Raw genomic sequence first — 21,826 nt, 5'->3', positions numbered from 1 at the left:
AGGCGAAGGCGTATTTGATTTGCATCAATAAGTGCCCCTGCTGAATCGTTAAGGTAGGCAGTAATAGAAAAGAAATCGAGGCAAAAATGAGCAAAGTCAGACTCGCTATCATCGGTAACGGCATGGTCGGCCACCGCTTTATTGAGGATCTTCTCGATAAAGCCAGCGCTGAGCAGTTCGATATTACCGTGTTCTGTGAAGAACCCCGCAAGGCGTACGACCGTGTGCACTTGTCTTCCTACTTCTCCCATCATACCGCCGAAGAGCTCTCTCTGGTGCGTGAAGGTTTCTATGAGAAGCATGGCGTAAAAGTGCTGGTGGGCGAACGCGCTATCACCATCAACCGTCAGGAGAAAGTGATCCACTCCAGCGCTGGCCGTACGGTTTTTTACGACAAGCTGATCATGGCGACTGGCTCATATCCGTGGATCCCGCCTATCAAAGGTTCGGAAACGCAGGATTGCTTCGTTTACCGTACCATTGAAGATCTCAACGCCATCGAATCCTGCGCACGTCGCAGTAAACGCGGCGCGGTGGTCGGGGGCGGCCTGCTGGGTCTGGAAGCAGCCGGAGCGTTGAAAAACCTCGGCGTTGAAACGCACGTCATCGAATTTGCCCCGATGCTGATGGCCGAACAGCTGGACCACATGGGTGGCGATCAGCTGCGCCGTAAGATTGAAAGCATGGGTGTGAAAGTCCACACCAGCAAAAACACCAAAGAGATTGTGCAGGAAGGCACCGAAGCGCGTAAAACCATGCGCTTTGCCGACGGCAGCGAGCTCGAAGTCGACTTTATCGTCTTCTCCACCGGTATTCGTCCACGCGACAAGCTGGCCACCCAGTGCGGTCTGGCGGTTGCCCAGCGCGGCGGGATCATGGTGAACGATACCTGCCAGACCTCCGACCCGGATATCTATGCTATCGGCGAATGCGCCAGCTGGAATAACCGCGTATACGGTCTGGTGGCGCCGGGCTACAAAATGGCGCAGGTCGCCGTTGACCATATCCTCGGTAACGAAAACGCCTTCGAAGGCGCGGACTTAAGCGCCAAGCTGAAGCTGCTGGGCGTGGACGTGGGCGGCATTGGCGATGCGCATGGCCGCACGCCGGGCGCACGCAGCTACGTTTATCTCGACGAAAGCAAAGAGATCTATAAACGCCTGATCGTCAGCCAGGACAACAAAACCCTGCTCGGCGCGGTGCTGGTGGGCGACACCAGCGACTACGGCAACCTCCTGCAACTGGTGCTGAACGCCATCGAACTGCCGGAGAACCCGGACGCGCTGATCGTCCCGGCGCACGCCTCCAGCGGCAAGCCGTCTATCGGCGTCGATAAACTGCCAGACAGCGCGCAGATCTGCTCCTGCTTCGACGTCACCAAAGGCATGCTGATCGCCGCCATTAACAAAGGCTGCCACACCGTTGCGGCGCTGAAAGCGGAAACCAAAGCCGGGACCGGCTGCGGCGGCTGTATTCCTCTGGTCACTCAGGTGCTGAACGCCGAACTGGCGAAACAGGGCATCGAAGTGAACAACAACCTGTGCGAGCACTTCGCGTACTCTCGTCAGGAGCTGTACCACCTGATCCGCGTGGAAGGCATCAAATCCTTCGACGAACTGCTGGCCAAGCACGGCCAGGGCTATGGCTGCGAAGTGTGTAAACCGACCGTCGGCTCCCTGCTGGCCTCCTGCTGGAATGAGTACATCCTCAAACCCGAACATACGCCGCTGCAGGATACCAACGACAACTTCCTGGCGAATATCCAGAAAGACGGGACTTACTCCGTTATCCCACGCTCCGCGGGCGGTGAAATCACCCCGGAAGGGCTGGTGGCCGTGGGCCGTATCGCGCGTGAATTTAACCTCTACACCAAAATCACCGGTTCCCAGCGTATCGGCCTGTTTGGTGCGCAGAAAGATGACCTGCCGGAAATCTGGCGTCAGCTGATTGAGGCGGGCTTCGAAACCGGTCACGCGTATGCCAAAGCGCTGCGCATGGCGAAAACCTGCGTGGGCAGCACCTGGTGTCGCTACGGCGTGGGCGACAGCGTGGGCTTCGGCGTCGAGCTGGAAAACCGCTACAAAGGCATCCGTACCCCGCACAAAATGAAGTTCGGCGTCTCCGGCTGTACCCGTGAATGTGCCGAAGCGCAGGGGAAAGACGTGGGGATCATCGCCACCGAGAAAGGCTGGAACCTGTACGTCTGCGGTAACGGCGGGATGAAACCACGCCACGCTGACCTGCTGGCGGCCGATCTTGACCACGACACGCTGATTCAGTATCTCGACCGCTTCATGATGTTCTACATCCGTACCGCCGACAAACTGACCCGTACCGCTTCCTGGCTGGATAATCTGGAGGGCGGCATCGACTACCTGAAATCGGTCATCATCGACGACAAGCTGGGGCTTAACGAACATCTGGAAGCCGAGATGGCGCGCCTGCGCGCGGCGGTGATTTGCGAGTGGACGGAAACCGTCAACACGTCAGCGGCACAGACCCGCTTCAAACACTTCATCAACAGCACCCAGCGCGACCCGAACGTGCAGGTAGTAGCAGAGCGCGAACAGCATCGTCCGGCGACACCTTATGAACGTATTCCGGTGACGCTGGTGGAGGAAAACGCATGAGCCAGTGGGTAAACATCTGCAACATTAACGACATTCTGCCGGCAACCGGCGTCTGTGCGCTGCTGGGAAACGAGCAGGTCGCGATTTTCCGCCCTCGCCACGACGAACAGGTTTTTGCCATCAGCAATATTGACCCTTTTTTTGAGGCCAGCGTCCTCTCCCGCGGGCTGATTGCCGAGCATCAGGGTGAACTGTGGGTCGCCAGTCCGCTGAAAAAACAGCGTTTCCGTTTAAGCGACGGACTGTGCATGGAAGATGAAAGCTACTCGGTGAAGCACTACGACGTTCGCGTGAAGGACGGCCTGGTGCAGTTAAAAGCCTAACCCCCCGCCTTTCCTATAGGAAAGGCTTATGACCCCTTATGGGTAACGGCAGGAAAAACCGTATGTTTCCGGCGATTCCTGCTGTTATTCTGACGTCAATTCTTACCCCCTCCATGAATGCTGTGAGGTAATGTCGTGGACCACCTGCCGATTTTCTGTCAATTACGCCATCGCGACTGCCTGCTTGTGGGTGGCGGCGATGTGGCTGAACGTAAAGCCCGCTTGCTGTTAGAGGCTGGTGCCCGTCTTACGGTTAACGCCCTCGCCTTCGCACCACAGTTTGAAGCCTGGGCGAAAGAAGGGATGCTCACGCTGAATCAGGGAGAGTTTAACGAGTCCCTGCTGGATACCTGCTGGCTGACTATTGCCGCGACGGATGACGATGAAGTGAATCAGCGCGTCAGCGATGCCTGCGAAGCGCGCCGTATATTCTGCAACGTGGTGGATGCGCCGAAAGAAGCCAGCTTTATCATGCCGTCGATTATCGACCGGTCACCGTTGATGATTGCGGTGTCGTCAGGTGGCCGCTCACCGGTTCTCGCCCGCCTGCTGCGGGAAAAACTGGAAGCGCTGCTGCCGCAACATCTTGGGCAAATTGCCCACTATGCAGGGCAATTGCGTTCCCGGGTGAAGCAAACCTTCGCGACCGTGGGCGAGCGCCGTCGCTTCTGGGAAAAATTCTTCGTCAATGACCGGCTGGCCCAGTCGCTGGCCAATCAGGACGTGAAGGCGGTTGAAGAGACGACCGAGCAGTTGCTCTCTGAACCGCTGGATCATCGTGGCGAGGTGGTGCTGGTAGGCGCAGGCCCCGGCGATGCGGGATTACTGACGCTGAAAGGTCTCCAGCAGATCCAGCAGGCCGATACCGTTGTCTATGACCGTCTGGTCTCCGATGAGATCATGAATCTGGTACGTCGCGATGCGGACCGTGTGTTTGTGGGTAAACGTGCGGGTTATCACTGCGTGCCGCAGGAAGAGATTAACCAGATCCTGCTGAGAGAAGCGCAAAAAGGAAAACGCGTGGTGCGCCTGAAGGGCGGGGATCCGTTTATCTTTGGTCGCGGCGGCGAGGAACTGGAAACCCTGTGCAACGCAGGTATTCCATTCTCTGTGGTGCCTGGCATTACGGCAGCATCCGGCTGTTCGGCATACTCCGGTATTCCATTGACCCATCGTGATTACGCGCAGAGCGTGCGTCTGGTGACGGGGCACCTGAAAACTGGCAGCGAACTGGACTGGCATAATCTGGCCGCCGAAAAGCAGACGCTGGTCTTCTATATGGGGCTGAATCAGGCCGCTACGATCCAGGCGAAATTACTGGAACACGGCATGGAAGCGGATATGCCCGTCGCGCTGGTGGAAAACGGCACCTCCATTAAGCAGCGCGTGGTAAATGGCGTGCTGACACAGCTGGGTGAGCTGGCGCAGCAGGTTGAAAGCCCGGCGCTGATTATTGTCGGCCGCGTGGTTGAACTGCGCGATAAACTCAACTGGTTCTCAAATCACTAGCGCATATTCTCCCTTCTTCGAGTAGTCCTTAACCGGACTACTCCCCTGTTACTGCTGTCGATAACATACCTCCCGCGAAATGGAACTTTTCCATTTATTCCCTCGTGTTACATCCAATTTAGTTTTTTTAAGACAAGGAATGCGTATGTTCAAACTGGCTAAAGCTGCCGTTCTGGTAGGCCTGTTATCGACTCTGACGGCCTGCACCGGCCACGTGCAAAACACCAAAAACAACTGCAGCTACGATTACCTGCTGCACCCGGCGATCTCCATTTCGAAGATCATCGGGGGTTGTGGCCCGGCGGCACAGCAGTAAGCGTTTTACAGGCGTAAAAAAACCGGGGATTCCCCGGTTTTTTTGTTTTGAAAAGTGCGGCGTGATGCCCTCACCCTGGCCCTCTCCCACAGGGAGAGGGTACAAATCCTAAAAACGGTAACGCCGTTACCGTTTTGCTTTTACCTACGGCTTACCCACAAACCCAATTGCTTCGTACACCGCCTTCAGGGTTTCTGACGCGCGCGCGCTGGCTTTTTCAGCGCCCTCTTTCATCACCTTCTGCAGGAAGGCTTCATCGTTACGGTAGCGGTGATAACGCTCCTGCAGCTCGGTCAGCATACCGGAAACGGCATCCGCCACTTCGCCTTTCAGGTGGCCGTACATCTTGCCTTCAAAGTGCTGTTCCAGCTCAGGAATGCTCTGGCCGGTCACACCGGAGAGGATATCCAGCAGGTTGGAAACCCCCGCTTTGTTCTGCACATCGTAGCGCACAACAGGCGGCTCGTCGGAGTCGGTCACGGCACGCTTGAGCTTTTTAACCACCGATTTCGGATCTTCCAGCAGGCCGATAACGTTGTTGCGGTTATCGTCAGACTTGGACATCTTTTTGGTCGGCTCCAGTAGCGACATCACACGCGCACCGGATTTCGGAATAAATGGCTCTGGCACTTTGAACACTTCGCCATAAAGCGCGTTAAAGCGCTGGGCGATATCGCGGCTCAGTTCAAGATGTTGCTTCTGGTCTTCACCCACCGGCACCTGGTTAGTCTGATACAGCAGAATGTCAGCCGCCATCAGCACCGGATAGTCAAACAGACCGGCGTTGATGTTTTCAGAGTAGCGCGCGGATTTGTCCTTGAACTGCGTCATGCGGCTCAGTTCACCAAAGTAGGTGTAGCAGTTCAGCGCCCAGCCAAGCTGCGCGTGCTCCGGCACATGGGACTGAACGAAGATGGTGCTCTTTTCAGGATCGATCCCACATGCCAGATACAGCGCCAGAGTGTCCAGCGTGGCTTTACGCAGCTTCTCAGGATCCTGACGGGCGGTAATAGCATGCAGATCCACGATGCAGTAAATGCAATGGTAGTCATCCTGCATGCTAACCCACTGACGTAACGCACCCATGTAGTTACCAATGGTCAATTCACCTGACGGCTGGGCGCCACTAAAAACGATGGGCTTAGTCATTTTTCAATTCCTGATGTTCACTGTATGAAAGCCCGAGTGCGGGCAACAAATCTTTGAAGCGATCGAACACGACGTCCGGCTCACTCAGGGTAATGGCCTCACCGTAGTTGTAGCCATAAGTTAACCCCACGGAGGGACAACCCGCCGCTCTGGCAGCCAGAATATCATTGCGTGAATCACCGACAAAGAGCAGCTCCGCAGGTGTTAAGGATAATTTTCCTGCCACCAGCAACAGCGGTTCCGGGTGCGGCTTTTTATTCTGTACGTCATCACCACCCACTATCACGGTGAAGTATTTCGCGATATCCAGCGCCTCCAGCAATGGCGCAACGAACGGCGTCGGCTTGTTAGTAACCAGCCCCAGCGGAATGCCTTTCGCATGCAGCGCGCTCAGCGTTTCCGCGACATCCGGGAACAGGAAGCTGCCTTCTTCAACGGTTTCTTCGTAGAAACGGTCAAACAGTTTGCGTAGAATACGCAGCTGTTCTTCCTGCGGGATATCCGCGTGATCAACGCTCGGTTTACCCTGTGCGGAACGTTGTGACGCACGCTCCTGGCGAGCCCACGTCAGGGCGCGCTCCATCAGGACATCTGCGCCATTACCAATCCACGTCACGACGCGATCTTCGCCCGCGACGGGCAGTTCAAGGGCGTACAGCGCCTGGTCGACGGCGCTCGTTAAGCCCGGCGCGCTGTCAACCAGCGTGCCATCGAGGTCAAATGCAATACCCCGGGTTGCCTGCAATTTATCCATGACTTACCTTCGCCAGTTCGCGGCGCATTTCATCTATAACTTTTTTGTAATCCGGTTGGTCGAAAATTGCCGAACCTGCAACAAACATATCCGCGCCCGCAGCCGCAATTTCGCCAATGTTATTCACCTTCACGCCGCCATCCACTTCCAGACGAATGTCGTAGCCTGACTCATCAATACGACGGCGCACTTCACGCAGTTTATCCAGGGTGTGAGGGATGAAAGACTGTCCGCCAAAGCCCGGGTTAACGGACATCAGCAAAATAACGTCCAGCTTATCCATCACATAGTCGAGATAGCTCAGGGGCGTTGCCGGGTTAAAGACCAGACCCGCTTTACAGCCGTTCTCTTTGATCAGCTGGAGCGTGCGGTCAACGTGTTCCGACGCTTCCGGATGGAAGGTGATGATACTGGCGCCCGCCGCGGCAAAATCAGGCACGATGCGGTCAACCGGTTTCACCATCAGATGGACGTCAATGGGCGCGGTAATACCGTAGTTACGCAGCGCCTTAAGCACCATCGGGCCGATGGTCAGATTGGGAACGTAGTGGTTATCCATAACGTCGAAATGGACGACATCCGCACCCGCGGCGAGCGCGTTAGCAGTGTCTTCGCCCAGGCGGGCAAAATCGGCCGACAGAATTGAGGGAGCAATCAAAAACTGTTTCATCCGCATCTCCTTGAAATGTGTTTACCGGCGGGCAAAACGGCTCAGGGGCGATAAAGAGCCAGGAGTTCGTCCACCTTTTTACGTGTGCCGCCGTTGCTGCTAATGCTACGCCGCACTTTGACCTGAAAATGCTTCGCGGCTTTGTACCATTCGCGCGTATCAGGGGTATCGTGATTCGAAATTAACACCGGAATTCTTTTGCTGACCAGCTTTTCCGCCATCTCCGCCAGACGGGCCTGCTCGGCCGGGCTGAAGCTGTTGGTGTGATAGGCGGTAAAATTCGCCGTCGCCGACAGCGGGGCGTACGGCGGATCGCAGTAAACCACCGAGTCTACGCCCGCCAGCTCCATACACTCTTCATATGAGAGACAGTGGAATTCGGCATTCTGCGCTTTTTCAGCAAAGTGATACAGCTCGTCCTGCGGGAAATAGGGGCGCTTATAGCGGCCAAACGGCACGTTAAATTCCCCACGCAGATTATACCGGCACAGGCCGTTGTAGCCATGGCGGTTGAGATAGAGGAACAACAGTGCCCGGCGGAACGGATCCTGGCTCTGGTTAAACTCAGTGCGCAGCTGGTAGTAAACATCCGGGTGATTGTTCTCGGGCGTAAACAGCTTGCGCGCCTCTTCCACATACTCATCGGTACGCAGTTTGACGATGTTATAGAGGCTGATGAGATCGCTGTTGATATCCGCCAGGATATAACGAGAAAAATCGGTGTTCAGGAACACCGATCCTGCGCCCACAAAGGGCTCGATAAGACACTCGCCTTTTGGCAGGTGCTTTTTAATATCATCGAGCAGGGGGTATTTCCCCCCTGCCCATTTCAGAAAAGCGCGATTTTTTTTCATGCTGACTAACTGATTACACCTTCTCCGGCTGTGGAGAAAGCTCCGACAGCATCCTGCGCTTTAAACATTACTTAAGATCGGCCTGAACCTGATGAATGGGCTTCGCCCACGGGTTTTTCGCCTGAACGTCTGCTGGCAGTGTCGCCACGGCACGTTTCGCTTCATCTTTGGAAGCATACACACCGCTCACCAGCACATACCACGGCTGTCCGTTACGGGTCGTCTGATAAACTACGTAGTTTTTCAGATTCGATTTCTTCGCCCAACCGTTGAGGTTGTCATAGTTAGACGAACTGCTCAGTTGCAGCGTGTAATTACTGGACGGTGCAGATTTCAGTGAACCGACATTACCCGTCGTTTTACCCGCTGTGGTAGCCGGTGCTGTGGCGGTTGCAGCTGGAGCCGTTGTCGCCGCAGGCGCCGTGGTGGTCGCCGTGGCCTTCGGTGCAGTCTGCGTCACTGGCGCTTTTGCGGGCTCGCTTGCCGCAGCGGTTTCAGTGCGTTTCGGCTGCGCCGGTGCAGCTTTGACTTCAGGCGCTTTTACCACGGCCTGAGGTTTGGTCTCACGCTTAGGTTCAATGACCGCCTGCTTACGTTCCTGACGTGGTGCCGTCTGGGTCTGGGTCTGACGCGGTTTGGTTTCCGTTGCCGCGGTTTGTGGCTGAGCGTTGCCACCGCGAACAGGCGCAACGGTTGCAGGTTCAGTTGGCAGCGTAGAGTTAACCACCACGTTATCCACCTGCTGCTGGTTTTGCGGCTGCATCAGCGCGTTGTTCAGATCGCCCTGAACCTCTACACGCTGCTGGCCTTCTGGCGTGACAGGTGCCTGATTCTGAGCAGGCGTGGAAGAAACTGGCGGCAGGGAAACATCCTGCGGCGTCGTTGTGTTACTGGCGGTCTGCTCTGCGGAGGTCGTACCCGGCGCTGGCTGTGCGCCATTTGCCTGGTCTGTCGCATCGTTACCGGAGAGGTTGATGCTCTTCTCAGCGGAAGCCGTTTGCTCGCCAGAATTCGTTGAAGGTGCTTTCAGCGCGGAGCCAATGCCGACAATCAGCAGCACAAGCACCAGAACGCCGAGTCCCATCATGATGTACTGGCGGGAGGCCGGTTTCTGCGCGGCCGCTTTTTTACGTTTACGCGGGCGACGCTCTACTGGCTGTTCGTCCATTGAATCTTCTTCGGACTCATAATCCTCTTCTTCTCGCTCATCACGCGCATTACGGCTACGTGAAGGGCGACGATCGTCTGCATCCAGATCAACATCGTCAAAGTTGATCTGCGGCTCGTTATCACGTTCTGAAGATTGACGAGAACGACCAGTACGACGATCGCTGGGATCGGGTTTCAGCTCGTCTTCTGGTTTGAATTCATCCATTTAACACCCCACTCAAAGGCTTATGCCAACGACTTTGCATTTCGCCTGAAGCTAAACGACCACCGGTACCAGTGGCCTGACCTTTCTAGTTGTTACGCCTGCTGACAATCAGCGATAGCGCCAAGAACGACATCGTGCGGCACTCCGCCGCGCACTTCACTCTTCCCTATTGCAAGCGGGAGTACAAGACGCATCTCACCTGCCAATACTTTTTTATCGCGCATCATGTGGGGTAAATACGCTTGCGCCGACATCTCCTGCGGCCCGGTTACCGGCAAGCCTGCACGTTCCAGCAGTGCGATGATACGCGCCGTCTCTTCTGGTTTGAACTGACCCAGACGTTCGGAGGTGCGGGCAGCCATCACCATACCAGCCGCGACAGCTTCACCGTGGAGCCAGTTTCCGTAACCCATTTCGGCTTCAATCGCGTGGCCAAACGTATGCCCAAGATTCAGTAAAGCACGTAAGCCCGTTTCACGCTCGTCTGCTGCAACAACTTCTGCTTTCAGCTCACAACAACGGCGAATGCAGTATGCCAGTTTAGCCTCATCCAGGCGCACCAACGCATCCATATTCTCTTCCAGCCAGTTAAAGAACTCGCCATCAAGAATAATGCCGTATTTGATCACTTCAGCCAGGCCAGAAGCCAGTTCGCGTGGTGGCAGGGTTTTCAGACAGTCGAGATCCACCACCACCGAAGCGGGCTGGTAGAACGCGCCAATCATGTTTTTGCCGAGCGGATGGTTGACTGCAGTTTTGCCGCCAACGGAAGAGTCGACCTGAGACAGTAACGTGGTTGGAATCTGAATAAAACGGACGCCACGTTGATAACTTGCCGCCGCAAACCCCGTCAGATCGCCCACAACACCGCCGCCCAGGGCAAGCAGTGTCGTATCGCGACCGTGCGGTTTTTGCAGTAATGCGGTAAAGACGGTATCCAGTACCGTCAGGCTTTTATACTGCTCGCCATCGGGCAGAATCACACTGTCGACCTTCACGCCGGCCTGCTCAAGCAGGTGGCGAACGCGGTCAAGATAAAGCGGAGCCAGCGTCTCATTGGTGACCAGCATCGCCTGATCACCCGCTTTCAGTGGTAAAAAGGAAGCTGGGTCGTTAAACAAACCAGCCGCGATGGTGATAGGGTAACTACGTTCCCCGAGAGTAACTGTAATCCTCTCCATGACGCGACATCCACCTTTAATGCTTTTACCCGCAGGCGAGTGTATATAAAGCCAGAATCAGTTGCTTTCCAGCATATGAATAATCTGGTTTGCAACCACTTTAGCGCTCTGATCATCAGTACGAATGGTCACATCAGCAATCTCTTCGTACAGAGGATTGCGTTCATCGGCCAACGCTTCCAGAACTTCCCGTGGTGGCGTTTCAACCTGCAGCAGCGGGCGCTTTTTATCGCGCTGCGTACGTGCCAGCTGTTTTTCGATGGTCGTCTCAAGATAGACCACTACGCCACGGGCGGAGAGACGGTTGCGGGTTTCGCGAGATTTTACAGAACCGCCGCCGGTCGCCAGCACGATGCCCTGTTTTTCCGTGAGTTCGTTGATCACTTTTTCTTCTCGGTCACGGAAACCTTCTTCGCCTTCTACATCGAAGACCCAGCCCACATCAGCTCCGGTTCGTTTCTCAATCTCTTGATCAGAATCGTAAAATTCCATATTGAGTTGTTGAGCTAACTGACGCCCAATAGTGCTTTTGCCGGCACCCATAGGCCCAACCAGAAAGATATTGCGTTTCTCTGCCATTTTTTCGGTACTACTAAGACTATTCGTTAATGGTAATCCCCGCTTCGCAGACACCCGGCGTAGCAGGACATGAACTGAAACCTCATATGCAATAGAGCGAGAGTCAGACTAAAAATTATCTCAATACTCCGGCTTGTTTGGCAACTGATTAAATCGCCGCGCCAGACGCATAAGACAACAAGACGTCAGTCCAACTCAAATCGGTACTCCTTGTATGCTAATTCATGCCCCACGTCAAACATCTGCAACAAACTGAATGCAAAATCATTGCGGGGATCGTTACCCGTCAGCGAATAGCCACCAGACGTGGCGTAATAAACACCACTAACTCACGCCGTTCGTTGTCTTTTCCATCATGGCGAAAAAGCTGCCCAAGCCAGGGGATTTTACCGAGCCCGGGTACGCTATCACTCCCGGTTTTATTCTTTTGCGAGAAAATCCCGCCCAGCGCCAGCGTTTCTCCACTTTTTACCTCCACCTGGGTTTCTATCTCCTGTTTGTCGATAGCCAGCGTTTCGCCATCGGCCTGTTGCAACACCTGCCCCGGCATATTTTCGCTGATGTGTAATTTCAGGCGCACGCGACCGCCCGGTAGCACCACCGGCGTGACCTCCATGCCTAATACCGCCTCTTTGAACTCCACAGAGGTTGCCCCACTCTCACCGCTGGAGACCTGATAAGGGATTTCGCTGCCCTGTTTGATACTGGCCGGTTGCATATGTGAGGCCAGCAATCGCGGGCTGGCGATGATGTCGACCTGCTGTTTTTGCTCCAGCGCCGACAACTCCAGATCCAGCAGCCTGCCGTTAATCCGCCCGATATTAAACCCCACGTGGGTAGTGGCGCTGGCAACGGACAGATCGCTGCCAAGGGCAGTCACCTGCCCCACCTTGCCCGTCTCCGTGGCCTCGGCGAGGCTCCATTTCACGCCCAACTCCCGCAGGCTTTTTTCATTGATGGTCACGATATGCGCCGCCAGTTCGACCTGCTCGACGGGAATATCCATCTGTGTTGCCCAGTGCTGTAGCGTCTCCAGTACGGCCTTATTATCCCGGACCAGCAGGCGGTTGGTGCGCTTATCGAGCGATAAACTGCCCTTCGGACTGAGCAGTTTTTCCGCAGTTTTTTGCAGTTCCCCAGCATCGGCGTAAGAAAACGCTATGCTCTGCGAGAGCAGCGGAGCATCCAGTTCACGGCGGGCCCGAGCCTGCGCTTTACGCTCCTGCTGTTCGCGCTGCCAGGCCGCCGTATGGACATAAAAAATGCCACCCTCTTCATGCAGCACGAGCCCTGCACTGGTGATAACCGTCTGCAGCGCCTGTCGCCACGGAACATGTGTCAGATTGAGCGACAGCGTGCCGCTCACGTCGGGTGACACCACCAGATTACGGTTCGCCTGAGCAACCAGCGCCTGCAGAACCTGGACCACAGGAACATCATCCACCACCAGCGTGACCGGTTTCGGTGCGGCGGCCAGCGGAGTGACGATCGTTAGTAACAGCAGCGTTATCCTTAAATTCATTTTTCTTCGTTCCTTCTCGTTGCCACGACCATTGCGTTGGCTCACAGGTTTCACCAACATCTACGACGAGTTGCGTCTCATTCATTGCGCTGATCCGCCAGCCCGCCGGTAAACGTTCCTCTAAGTGCAGGCGATACCAGCGCTGTTTCCCGTCCTGCAACAGGCCAACCCCGCCGACCATGCCGCGATAGTGCCACTGCGTCAGCTCGCCAACGGCACAGGGATCGTCGGGCGGATGAAACGGATCGCGCATCCCGGTGAGTAACAGCACTGAGCAAACCAGCAGGTAGCGCAGGCTATTTCGCATGGTCTTGCTCCAGCTGCACTCGCAGACGTAACGCCGCGCCCTGGGGCGCAAGCGTAAAGGCGGCAATCCGGACATCTTGCTGCGCCAGCCGGGTGAATACCGTCAGGATTGCCGGCCAGTCGGCATCCAGCGCCAGCTCCCCACCGCCCGGAAGGGGTTTCCAGTGCACCAGCGTTGCGCCATCAGCCTGAAAGTCCAGCGGGGAAAAGCGCACCACCGTGCGTACGTCAGACTCTGGTGTCCGGCGAGGCCCGTTGCTGGCGACACGCCACAGCGCCGCATGGCGCTGTACGGCGTCGGCCATTTGCATCTGAAGTGCAGCAAGCTGTGAATTAAGCGGCCTCAGGAATACGCCCCATGCGGTCCCCCACAGAAAGGCAACGCCCAGCCCACCGCACAGGACCCGGTACCGGCGACGGCTCTCACACCAGCGTTCCAGTATCATGTTCACGCGTTACCCCTGGTCTGTGAGCTGAAAAGTGAACATCCAGCGCCCGTGACCATCCTGCCGTATCTCTCCTGCTGGCCCGGAGGTAAACCCCGCTATGTGCCGGAGAACATCACCCATTGCCGACAGGGCGGGCAGTGCTGAGGCATAGCCGCTGATTGTCACAGAAGGGTGTTGATAACGAAGCTCCGTGAACCAGGCCTGCGCCGGAATGGCATCGGAAAGAGACGTCAGCACCGGCTGCCACGCCCTACGCCGGGGCTGGCGCGTGGGCGCCGGTGTGGCAAGAGGCAGACGTGAAGACAGCACGCGCTGCACGGTCTGCATGCCCGCCAGTTCAGCCTGCAGGGCGTGCTGTTTCAGGTTGGCGTGCATTCTCAGGCTGAAAACCGTTATCAGCGTCAGAACAGACGCGGCTGCAGACAGCCCTCCCCAGAATCGCAGGCGGCGCGCGCGTCGTTGCTGTCGCCACGGAAGAAGATTGGTCATGCTCATTCAGGCACCTCGCTCATGGCCAGCGCCAGCGCGACGGTATAATCGGCACCGCATTCCGGCAGCGGGGGCTGAGTGCGAGAGAGGGTCTCCCACGGATCGCGCTGGCTATCAAACAGCACGATATCGTCCGGCGCGAGGGCCAACAGTGCCGCCAGTTCAGCCACGCTTTTGGCCTCGGTAGCAAAGCGGCGCCCCCACTGGTGGCGCATTGCCCACAACCACTGATGCTCGTCTCGCCACGCGACACACTGCGCCGGCGCCACCGCAGGAAGAAGGTTTGCCAGCGCGCTGGCATCCGGGGTAATCGTCACCAAACGTAAATGCAGCGTTTTCGCGAGCGTCAGAAGTGTTTCAACCTCTTTGTTTTGCGCTGCGGTGACATGAAATGTGTTGCTGAACGTGTCCTGTGCGTAATCGAAGCACAGCGCGTCAGGGGACATCTCCAGTTCACGCGAGAGCGTAGCCCCCAGCCAGGAGAGCTGTTCGCTGTCGCAAAGGGCGATAGCCGGGCGGGGCAGCGATCGTTGCAGGGTACGCGCGGCCGGAAATGAGAGGAACACCCGGTGCTGATGCGGCAATGTACGCCGCCAGTCGCGTAATGCGTCAACCAGTTGTTCTGGCTGACAAATTTTCCCGTCGAGGATGATGCCTTCCGTCAGCGGTATCGCCCACCAGCGGCGCAGACACCAGCTGAGACGCTCGCGAACCAGCGCGACAATCAGCACCCTATCTTGTTGAATATGAACGCCCGTTTGCCATGTTTTGAAAGCCATGCTTCACGATCTCCTTATCGCCCGTCGCCGTGACGGCTATATCAATGAATCAGGCTTGCCTTTATACTACCGCGCGATTGTTTAGAAACTGCCCAAGTGAAACCAGATGGGAAATCTCCGGTGAAGTTCGTAAAGTATTTATTAATCCTTGCAGTGTGTTGCATTCTGCTGGGAGCAGGCTCGATTTATGGTTTGTACAAATATATTGAGCCGCAGCTACCTGATGTCGCTACGCTTCGTGATGTGCGACTCCAGATCCCAATGCAGGTCTACAGCGCCGACGGCGAGCTGATGGCGCAGTACGGCGAAAAGCGCCGTATCCCGCTGACCTTAAATCAAATTCCCCCGGTGATGGTGAAGGCCTTCATCGCCACTGAGGACAGCCGTTTTTACGAGCACCACGGTGTTGATCCGGTGGGGATTTTCCGCGCCGCAAGCGTCGCGATGTTCTCCGGGCATGCCTCTCAGGGGGCAAGTACCATCACGCAGCAGCTGGCACGTAACTTCTTCCTCAGCCCAGAAAAGACGCTGACACGTAAGATAAAAGAGGTGTTCCTCGCGATCCGCATTGAGCAGTTGCTGAGTAAAGACGAAATCCTTGAGCTTTACCTCAACAAGATCTATCTCGGTTATCGCGCCTATGGCGTGGGTGCCGCGGCTCAGGTGTACTTCGGTAAACCCGTGGAGCAGCTGACCTTAAGCGAAATGGCGACCATTGCTGGCCTGCCTAAAGCCCCGTCCACGTTTAACCCGCTCTACTCACTCGATCGCGCCACCGCACGTCGCAATGTCGTCCTGTCACGTATGCTGAGCGAAGGCTACATCAGTCAGAGTGAATATGAGCAGGCACGCAACGATGTCATCGACGCCAACTACCATGCGCCGGAGATCGCCTTCTCTGCCCCGTATCTGACCGAAATGGTGCGCCAGGAAATGGTCAGCCGGTATGGCGATAAGGCCTATGAAGATGGTTATCGCGTGTACACCACGGTCACCCGCAAAGTGCAGCAGGCGGCACAGGAAGCGGTGAGAAATAACGTGATGGACTACGATATGCGCCACGGCTATCGCGGCCCATCCAACGTACTCTGGAAGGTGGGTGAAAGCGCCTGGGACAGTAAAAAAATCACCAGTACGCTGAAAGCGCTGCCAACCTATGGCCCGTTGCTGCCTGCAGTGGTCACGCAAGCCGACCCTCAGGAAGCCATTGCGACACTGGCAGACGGCACATCAGTCTCCCTGCGCATGGAGGGTATCCGCTGGGCGCGTCCGTATCGCTCTGACACCCTGCAAGGGCCAACACCACGCAAGGTGACCGATGTAGTACAGACCGGACAGCAAATCTGGGTGCGTCAGGTGGGCGATGCCTGGTGGCTGGCGCAGGTGCCAGACGTGAACTCCGCGCTGGTCTCCATTAACCCGCAAAACGGTGCCGTGCTGGCGCTGGTCGGTGGGTTTGATTTCAACCAGAGCAAATTTAACCGCGCCACTCAGGCGCTGCGTCAGGTCGGCTCTAATATCAAACCGTTCCTCTACACGGCGGCGATGGATAAAGGGCTGACCCTTGCCAGTATCCTCAACGACGTGCCGATCTCTCGCTGGGATGCCGGTGCCGGTTCCGACTGGCAGCCGAAGAACTCCCCTGCGGAATATGCTGGCCCTATTCGTCTTCGTCAGGGTCTGGGACAGTCGAAAAACGTGGTGATGGTGCGTGCGATGCGTGCCATGGGCGTCGACTACGCGGCAGAGTATCTGCAACGCTTTGGCTTCCCGGCACAGAATATCGTGCGTACCGAATCGCTGGCGTTAGGCTCGGCTTCGTTCACGCCGCTGCAGGTGGCGCGTGGGTATTCGGTCATGGCTAACGGCGGCTTCCTGATTGACCCGTACTTCATCAGTAAAATCGAGAATGACCAGGGCGGTGTGCTGTTCGAAGCGAAGCCTAAAATCGCCTGCGCGGAGTGCGATATTCCGGTAATTTACGGCAATACGCCGAAATCTGAGGTGCTTGAGAACAAGGACATGGAAGACGTTGCCGTGTCGCAGGAGCAGCAGAACGGTGTGGTGCCACAGCCACAGCTGGAACAGGCAAACCAGGCGCTGGTCGCACAGACCGGTGCGCAGGAATATGCCCCGCATGTGATCAACACCCCGCTCTCTTTCCTGATTAAGAGCGCACTGAACACCAACATCTTCGGTGAACCGGGCTGGCAGGGTACCGGCTGGCGTGCAGGGCGTGATTTACAGCGCCATGACATCGGCGGTAAAACCGGGACCACCAACAGCTCGAAAGATGCCTGGTTCTCCGGCTACGGTCCGGGCGTGGTGACTTCGGTCTGGATCGGCTTTGACGATCACCGCCGCGATTTAGGCCGCACCACGGCGTCTGGCGCGATTAAAGATCAGATTTCCGGCTACGAAGGCGGGGCGAAGAGTGCGCAACCGGCCTGGGATGCCTATATGAAATCCGTTCTTGAGGGCGTGCCGGAACAACCACTGACGCCGCCTCCAGGTGTGGTCACGGTCAATATCGACCGCAGCACCGGACAGTTAGCTAACGGTGGCAATAGTCGTGAGGAGTATTTCATCGAAGGTACGCAGCCTACCACGCAGGCGGTACATGAGGTGGGTACAGAGATTATTGATAACGGCGAGACGCACGAGCTGTTCTGACAAAAAAGCAAAACGGCAACCTCGGGTTGCCGTTTTTGTGTTTGCTCCCTCTCCCGTGTGAGAGGGTTGGGGTGAGGGCATCAGGCCACTACAGTCGCCCCTGCCCCTTCAGCCATTCCCGTACCAGGAACAGCGCGCTCACGTTACGCGCCTCGTTGAAGTCAGGATCTTCCAGCAAATCCATCAGGTGCGCCAGCGGCCAGCGAACCTGTGGCAGCGGCTCCGGCTCGTCCCCTTCCAGTGATTCAGGATAGAGATCTTCAGCCACCACAATGTTCATTTTGCTGGAAAAATAGGAGGGAGCCATGCTCAGTTTTTTCAGGAACGACAGCTCATTCGCGCCAAAACCGACCTCTTCTTTCAGCTCGCGGTTTGCCGCTTCAAAGACCGTTTCACCCGGGTCGATAAGGCCTTTCGAGAAACCCAGTTCATAAGATTCCGTGCCCACTGCATATTCGCGGATCAAAATCAGATGGTCGTCGACGATGGGGATAATCATCACCGCTTCGCGCGACGAGGGGCGCATACGCTCATAAACGCGACGCACACCGTTGCTGAACTCCAGGTCCACACTTTCGACATTAAACAGCCGCGATTTCGCGACAGTTTCAACATTGAGAATGGTGGGTTTTTGTAGTGGTTTGCTCATCTTGATGGGTCTTTGCAGTGTGAACTGACTTTATTGTGCGATACGCCGCACGGTTTCGGCAATGTCAATTGTTCTTTATTTACATTTGTGCAACCTGACAGGAATCAATCCTCAATTCAAAACAAATGTCAAGAGGTTGAAATGTTTCCAGGAATTTGCTGATATCGCGCCATCACAGGCTTTGCTATCATCATCGGTCACTGGGATGCGCTGCAGAATGCTCAAGTTCGACTCCATGCTTGCCGATAGCCAACCACAGACTCTCATTCATTGTTAAAGGTGCTACTGACTACACCTGTAAGAAGATAAAGTAAGATGGGGAAAGCATGAGCACCATTTTGATCGTTCTCGCTGCTATGCTGGCCGGCGCGTTGGTTGCAGGGTGGTTATACAGGCGTCGCGTACAGCGGCGTTTTCGGCTGCCCTTTTTAAATGCCTTTGCTGGCGCCACAACGCGTAAACTCACGCAAGAAGAGCGTGATGCCGTTGAAAACTACCTTGAGACCCTCAACCGTTCCCAGTTAACGCCTGGGCCAACGGGGGCCACTGCTGCGCCGGTAATCCTCAATCTGAACGCGCAAAGCGACACGGTGCTCTGCGTGACGCGCTCCATTACCCGCTATGGCATCACCACTGACGATCCCAATAAGTGGCGTTACTATCTGGATTCCGTCGAAGTGCATCTGCCTCCGTCCTGGGAACAGTACATTAACGATGAAAACAGCGTCGAGCTGATCCATACCGATTCGCTGCCGCTGGTTATCTCGCTAAACGGCCATACTCTGGGCGAATACCTTCAGGAAGCGCCGCGCTTTGCTCTGGAACGCGCGAGTTCAAAGCAGGCTTCCATCCGTGGCGAAGAGACCGAGCAAATTGAACTGCTGAACATTCGTCAGGAGACGCATGAAGAGCACGCCCTGAGTCGCCCGGATGGCATTCGCGAGGCGGTCCTGATTGTGGCCGCCTTCCTGCTCTTTTTCTTCTGCCTGCTGACGCCGGATGTCTTTGTCCCCTGGCTTGCTGGCGGTGCAGTGCTGCTGTTGGCCGCCGGGCTGTGGGGGCTGTTTGCGCCTCCTGCCAAAACCTCTTTGCGTGAAATTCACTGCCTGCGCGGTACGCCAAAACGCTGGGGCCTGTTTGGTGAGAACGATCAGGAACATATCAACAACATCTCCCTCGGGATTATCGACCTGATCTATCCGCGCCACTGGCAGCCGTGGATCGCCCAGGATTTAGGGCATAAAACCGATATTGATATCTATCTTGACCGCCACGTTGTACGTCAGGGACGCTACCTGTCCCTGCACGATGAAGTGAAGAACTTCCCGCTTCAGCACTGGCTACGCAGCACGGTTATCGCCGGGGGCGCAGCGCTGGTCTTTGCCCTGTTGCTGCTGTTCGTGCCGCTGGATATGCCCATCAAATTCACCCTGTCGTGGATCAAAGGGGCGCAAACCGTTGAAGCCACCAGCGTTAAGCAACTGGATGAAGCCGGCGTACGGGTGGGGGATACGCTCCGTCTGAAGGGAACCGGGATGTGTAACATCCACACACCGGGAGCCTGGAATACCCGTCAGAACTCACCGTTCATGCCGTTCGATTGCTCGCAAATCGTCTGGAACGATGCACCGCCGCTACCGCTACCGGAGTCGGATGTCGTCAATAAAGCCACCGCGCTTACCCAGACGCTTAACCGCCAGCTGCACCCGAAAACCGATGATGATTCACGCGTCAGCCCTGCCCTGCGTTCTGCCATTCAGAAATCCGGAATGGTACTGCTGGATGACTTTGGCGAAATCGTGCTGAAAACGCAGGATTTATGTTCCGCGCAGGACGAATGTGTTCGTCTTAAAAACGCGCTCGTCAACCTGGGTAACAGCAAGGACTGGGACTCGCTGGTGAAGCGCGCCGAAGCAGGTCGACTGGACGGCGTAAATGTACTGCTGCGTCCGGTCAGCGCCGAATCGCTGGATAACCTGGTGGCCACCTCTACCGCGCCGTTTGTGATGCGTGAAACCACCCGTGCGGCCCAGGCGCTGAATAGTCCGGCGCCTGGCGGCTTTGTGATTGTCAGCGATGAAGGGAGCGACCTGGTCGATCAGCCTTACCCGCAGACCGCGCTGTATGACTACCCGGCACAGGAGCAATGGGGGCAGTTCCAGCGTCTGGCGCAGATGCTGATGCAGACCCCGTTCAGCGCCGAAGGGATTGTGACCAGTATCTTTACCGACGCCAACGGCACGCGCCATATCGGCCTGCACCGGATGCCGGACAGCGCGGGGTTATGGCGTTACATCGGTACATCGTTGCTGATGTTTGCGATGCTGGCATCCATTTTCTGGAATGGTTTCATGGCCCTGCGTCGCTACCAGCGTTCACGCACCCGGCTTGCCGAGATCCAGCAATACTACGAAAATTGCCTCAATCCTAAGCTGGTCCCCTCCTCTGAGAGCCTGATCGGATAACATCCCTGCGCGACAAGTTGTGCTACCCTGTCGCGCACGTTTCTTCTGGCTGGAGTTCCCCTATGCATCTTGATATCGCCTGGCAGGAGGTTGATACCGTCCTGCTGGATATGGACGGCACGCTGCTCGATCTCGCCTTCGATAATTACTTCTGGCAAAAGCTGGTCCCGGAAACCTATGGCGAACAGCAGGGTATCTCCCCGGCAGAAGCGCAGGAATTCATTCGTTCGCAATATAGCGCGGTGCAACATACGCTAAACTGGTACTGTCTGGACTACTGGAGCGAACGACTCGGTTTGGATATTTGTGCCATGACCACCGCCCAGGGCCCGCGCGCCGTACTGCGTGAGGACACCGTGCCCTTCCTGGATGCGCTGAAAGCAAGCGGCAAGCGCCGTATTTTGCTGACCAACGCCCATCCGCATAATCTGGCCGTGAAGCTGGAACATACGGGTCTTGCGTCACACCTTGATTTATTACTTTCCACCCACACATTTGGTTATCCGAAAGAGGATCAGCGGTTGTGGCATGCGGTGAAGGAAGAGACCGGTTTACAGCCGGAACGCACGCTGTTCATTGATGACAGCGAGCCCATTCTGGATTCCGCCGCGGCGTTTGGCATTCGCTACTGCCTGGGCGTGACCAATCCTGACTCCGGCCTGGCGGACAAAAGCTATCTGCGGCATCCGGGGCTGGGTGACTATCGTCAGATGATCCCCTCACTGACCGTGAAGGAGATGCCATGAAAGAAAAACCCTCTGATGGGGTAAGACTGGATAAATGGCTGTGGGCAGCCCGTTTTTATAAAACGCGCGCCCTTGCCCGCGAGATGATCGACGGCGGAAAGGTGCATTACAACGGCCAGCGTAGCAAGCCGAGTAAGCTGGTTGAACTGAATGCCACCTTAACGCTGCGTCAGGGCAACGATGAACGAACGGTGGTGATTAAAGCCATTACCGAACAACGACGGCCCGCATCTGAAGCCGTACAGCTTTATGAAGAGACGGCTGAGAGCATTGAAAAGCGCGAGAAGACCGCGCTGGCGCGCAAAATGAATGCGCTGACCATGCCCCACCCGGACCGGCGACCGGATAAAAAAGAGCGCCGCGATCTGATGAAATTTAAACACGGTGAGACCGAGTAACCCTCACCTG

21 protein-coding genes are annotated in these 21,826 nt (G+C 56.2%); 8 read left to right on the top strand and 13 right to left on the bottom strand.

The features are described from left to right. Positions 1–86 precede the first annotated feature (86 nt). The 4 genes from nirB (at position 87) to EKN38_RS17955 (ending at position 4,778) form a co-directional block, all read left to right on the top strand. Positions 87–2,630 (top strand): nitrite reductase large subunit NirB, encoded by a 2,544-nt coding sequence (nirB, locus tag EKN38_RS17970; RefSeq protein ID WP_014833541.1) that lies wholly within the window; start codon positions 87–89, stop codon positions 2,628–2,630. After that, positions 2,627–2,953: a nitrite reductase small subunit NirD gene (gene nirD, locus EKN38_RS17965; RefSeq protein ID WP_014833542.1), complete on the top strand. Its 327-nt coding sequence runs from the start codon at positions 2,627–2,629 to the stop codon at positions 2,951–2,953. The genes nirB and nirD overlap by 4 nt, the downstream gene beginning before the upstream one ends. Positions 2,954–3,088: 135 nt before the next feature. After that, positions 3,089–4,462: a siroheme synthase CysG gene (gene cysG / locus EKN38_RS17960; RefSeq protein WP_013099066.1), complete on the top strand. Its 1,374-nt coding sequence runs from the start codon at positions 3,089–3,091 to the stop codon at positions 4,460–4,462. A 145-nt stretch (positions 4,463–4,607) separates the two neighbouring features. Then, a complete protein-coding gene (locus EKN38_RS17955) occupies positions 4,608–4,778 on the top strand; it encodes a YhfL family protein (RefSeq protein ID WP_008503029.1) in 171 nt (56 codons plus the stop codon). 144 nt (positions 4,779–4,922) lie between these two features. Here the strand turns inward: EKN38_RS17955 and trpS are convergent, their stop codons facing one another. From trpS to EKN38_RS17890, 12 genes are all read right to left on the bottom strand, one after another. After that, positions 4,923–5,927, bottom strand: coding sequence for a tryptophan--tRNA ligase (gene trpS / locus EKN38_RS17950; RefSeq protein WP_013099067.1), 1,005 nt, complete (start codon positions 5,925–5,927; stop codon positions 4,923–4,925). Next, complete coding sequence (gene gph, locus EKN38_RS17945; protein WP_014833543.1) at positions 5,920–6,681, bottom strand: phosphoglycolate phosphatase; 762 nt, start codon at positions 6,679–6,681, stop codon at positions 5,920–5,922. Before gph ends, trpS begins: the two co-directional genes overlap by 8 nt. Then, positions 6,674–7,351 (bottom strand): ribulose-phosphate 3-epimerase, encoded by a 678-nt coding sequence (rpe, locus tag EKN38_RS17940; protein ID WP_008503032.1) that lies wholly within the window; start codon positions 7,349–7,351, stop codon positions 6,674–6,676. The genes gph and rpe overlap by 8 nt, the downstream gene beginning before the upstream one ends. A gap of 41 nt (positions 7,352–7,392) precedes the next feature. After that, positions 7,393–8,205: an adenine-specific DNA-methyltransferase gene (dam, locus tag EKN38_RS17935; protein ID WP_013099069.1), complete on the bottom strand. Its 813-nt coding sequence runs from the start codon at positions 8,203–8,205 to the stop codon at positions 7,393–7,395. Between the two features lie 67 nt (positions 8,206–8,272). Continuing rightward, positions 8,273–9,580: a cell division protein DamX gene (gene damX, locus EKN38_RS17930; RefSeq protein ID WP_014833544.1), complete on the bottom strand. Its 1,308-nt coding sequence runs from the start codon at positions 9,578–9,580 to the stop codon at positions 8,273–8,275. Positions 9,581–9,672: 92 nt separating this feature from the next. Beyond that, positions 9,673–10,761 carry a 3-dehydroquinate synthase gene (gene aroB, locus EKN38_RS17925; protein WP_014833545.1) on the bottom strand — a complete coding sequence of 363 codons (1,089 nt, stop codon included), beginning with the start codon at positions 10,759–10,761 and terminating at the stop codon, positions 9,673–9,675. A 57-nt stretch (positions 10,762–10,818) separates the two neighbouring features. Beyond that, positions 10,819–11,340 (bottom strand): shikimate kinase AroK, encoded by a 522-nt coding sequence (gene aroK / locus EKN38_RS17920; RefSeq protein WP_003861630.1) that lies wholly within the window; start codon positions 11,338–11,340, stop codon positions 10,819–10,821. A 286-nt stretch (positions 11,341–11,626) separates the two neighbouring features. After that, positions 11,627–12,862, bottom strand: a complete 1,236-nt coding sequence (gene hofQ, locus EKN38_RS17910) for a DNA uptake porin HofQ (protein ID WP_043951704.1) — start codon at positions 12,860–12,862, stop codon at positions 11,627–11,629. Then, complete coding sequence (locus tag EKN38_RS17905) at positions 12,777–13,169, bottom strand: HofP DNA utilization family protein (protein WP_014833547.1); 393 nt, start codon at positions 13,167–13,169, stop codon at positions 12,777–12,779. The genes hofQ and EKN38_RS17905 overlap by 86 nt, the downstream gene beginning before the upstream one ends. Beyond that, on the bottom strand, positions 13,159–13,614 hold the full coding sequence (locus tag EKN38_RS17900; RefSeq protein ID WP_052314913.1) for a hypothetical protein: 456 nt from the start codon (positions 13,612–13,614) through the stop codon (positions 13,159–13,161). The genes EKN38_RS17905 and EKN38_RS17900 overlap by 11 nt, the downstream gene beginning before the upstream one ends. A gap of 9 nt (positions 13,615–13,623) precedes the next feature. Then, the gene (locus EKN38_RS17895; protein WP_014833549.1) at positions 13,624–14,112 is read right to left on the bottom strand and encodes a PilN domain-containing protein; all 489 of its coding nucleotides are present in this window, start codon (positions 14,110–14,112) and stop codon (positions 13,624–13,626) included. Further along, complete coding sequence (locus EKN38_RS17890) at positions 14,109–14,885, bottom strand: hypothetical protein (RefSeq protein ID WP_014833550.1); 777 nt, start codon at positions 14,883–14,885, stop codon at positions 14,109–14,111. Before EKN38_RS17890 ends, EKN38_RS17895 begins: the two co-directional genes overlap by 4 nt. A gap of 120 nt (positions 14,886–15,005) precedes the next feature. On the opposite strand from EKN38_RS17890, the gene mrcA reads away from it, so the two are divergent. Continuing rightward, a complete protein-coding gene (mrcA, locus tag EKN38_RS17885) occupies positions 15,006–17,558 on the top strand; it encodes a peptidoglycan glycosyltransferase/peptidoglycan DD-transpeptidase MrcA (protein ID WP_014833551.1) in 2,553 nt (850 codons plus the stop codon). 88 nt (positions 17,559–17,646) lie between these two features. Here mrcA and nudE read toward each other — a convergent pair whose 3' ends face one another. Further along, positions 17,647–18,207 (bottom strand): ADP compounds hydrolase NudE, encoded by a 561-nt coding sequence (nudE, locus tag EKN38_RS17880; RefSeq protein WP_014833552.1) that lies wholly within the window; start codon positions 18,205–18,207, stop codon positions 17,647–17,649. Positions 18,208–18,533: 326 nt separating this feature from the next. Here nudE and EKN38_RS17870 point away from each other — a divergent pair, with 326 nt between their 5' ends. The 3 genes from EKN38_RS17870 (at position 18,534) to hslR (ending at position 21,816) form a co-directional block, all read left to right on the top strand. Then, positions 18,534–20,672 (top strand): intracellular growth attenuator family protein, encoded by a 2,139-nt coding sequence (locus EKN38_RS17870; RefSeq protein ID WP_014833553.1) that lies wholly within the window; start codon positions 18,534–18,536, stop codon positions 20,670–20,672. A gap of 62 nt (positions 20,673–20,734) precedes the next feature. Next, complete coding sequence (gene yrfG, locus EKN38_RS17865; protein ID WP_014833554.1) at positions 20,735–21,418, top strand: GMP/IMP nucleotidase; 684 nt, start codon at positions 20,735–20,737, stop codon at positions 21,416–21,418. Beyond that, positions 21,415–21,816 carry a ribosome-associated heat shock protein Hsp15 gene (gene hslR / locus EKN38_RS17860; protein WP_013099083.1) on the top strand — a complete coding sequence of 134 codons (402 nt, stop codon included), beginning with the start codon at positions 21,415–21,417 and terminating at the stop codon, positions 21,814–21,816. The genes yrfG and hslR overlap by 4 nt, the downstream gene beginning before the upstream one ends. The last annotated feature ends 10 nt before the right edge of the window (positions 21,817–21,826 follow it).

The organism is Enterobacter sp. WCHEn045836, from assembly GCF_003965585.1.
Classification (GTDB): Bacteria; Pseudomonadota; Gammaproteobacteria; order Enterobacterales; family Enterobacteriaceae; genus Enterobacter; species Enterobacter dissolvens.
The sequence above is the reverse complement of the archived record's forward strand: the minus strand, read 5'-3'. Positions and strand labels throughout refer to the sequence as shown.

Bases quoted from the DNA above. Each gene is read 5' to 3' on its own strand.
- nirB (WP_014833541.1), top strand. From the start codon at position 87: ATGAGCAAAGTCAGACTCGCTATCATCGGTAACGGCATGGTCGGCCAC.
- nirD (WP_014833542.1), top strand. From the start codon at position 2,627: ATGAGCCAGTGGGTAAACATCTGCAACATTAACGACATTCTGCCGGCA.
- EKN38_RS17955 (WP_008503029.1), top strand. From the start codon at position 4,608: ATGTTCAAACTGGCTAAAGCTGCCGTTCTGGTAGGCCTGTTATCGACT.
- trpS (WP_013099067.1), bottom strand. From the start codon at position 5,927: ATGACTAAGCCCATCGTTTTTAGTGGCGCCCAGCCGTCAGGTGAATTG.
- gph (WP_014833543.1), bottom strand. From the start codon at position 6,681: ATGGATAAATTGCAGGCAACCCGGGGTATTGCATTTGACCTCGATGGC.
- rpe (WP_008503032.1), bottom strand. From the start codon at position 7,351: ATGAAACAGTTTTTGATTGCTCCCTCAATTCTGTCGGCCGATTTTGCC.
- dam (WP_013099069.1), bottom strand. From the start codon at position 8,205: ATGAAAAAAAATCGCGCTTTTCTGAAATGGGCAGGGGGGAAATACCCC.
- damX (WP_014833544.1), bottom strand. From the start codon at position 9,580: ATGGATGAATTCAAACCAGAAGACGAGCTGAAACCCGATCCCAGCGAT.
- aroB (WP_014833545.1), bottom strand. From the start codon at position 10,761: ATGGAGAGGATTACAGTTACTCTCGGGGAACGTAGTTACCCTATCACC.
- aroK (WP_003861630.1), bottom strand. From the start codon at position 11,340: ATGGCAGAGAAACGCAATATCTTTCTGGTTGGGCCTATGGGTGCCGGC.
- hofQ (WP_043951704.1), bottom strand. From the start codon at position 12,862: ATGAATTTAAGGATAACGCTGCTGTTACTAACGATCGTCACTCCGCTG.
- EKN38_RS17905 (WP_014833547.1), bottom strand. From the start codon at position 13,169: ATGCGAAATAGCCTGCGCTACCTGCTGGTTTGCTCAGTGCTGTTACTC.
- EKN38_RS17900 (WP_052314913.1), bottom strand. From the start codon at position 13,614: ATGATACTGGAACGCTGGTGTGAGAGCCGTCGCCGGTACCGGGTCCTG.
- EKN38_RS17895 (WP_014833549.1), bottom strand. From the start codon at position 14,112: ATGAGCATGACCAATCTTCTTCCGTGGCGACAGCAACGACGCGCGCGC.
- EKN38_RS17890 (WP_014833550.1), bottom strand. From the start codon at position 14,885: ATGGCTTTCAAAACATGGCAAACGGGCGTTCATATTCAACAAGATAGG.
- nudE (WP_014833552.1), bottom strand. From the start codon at position 18,207: ATGAGCAAACCACTACAAAAACCCACCATTCTCAATGTTGAAACTGTC.
- EKN38_RS17870 (WP_014833553.1), top strand. From the start codon at position 18,534: ATGAGCACCATTTTGATCGTTCTCGCTGCTATGCTGGCCGGCGCGTTG.
- yrfG (WP_014833554.1), top strand. From the start codon at position 20,735: ATGCATCTTGATATCGCCTGGCAGGAGGTTGATACCGTCCTGCTGGAT.
- hslR (WP_013099083.1), top strand. From the start codon at position 21,415: ATGAAAGAAAAACCCTCTGATGGGGTAAGACTGGATAAATGGCTGTGG.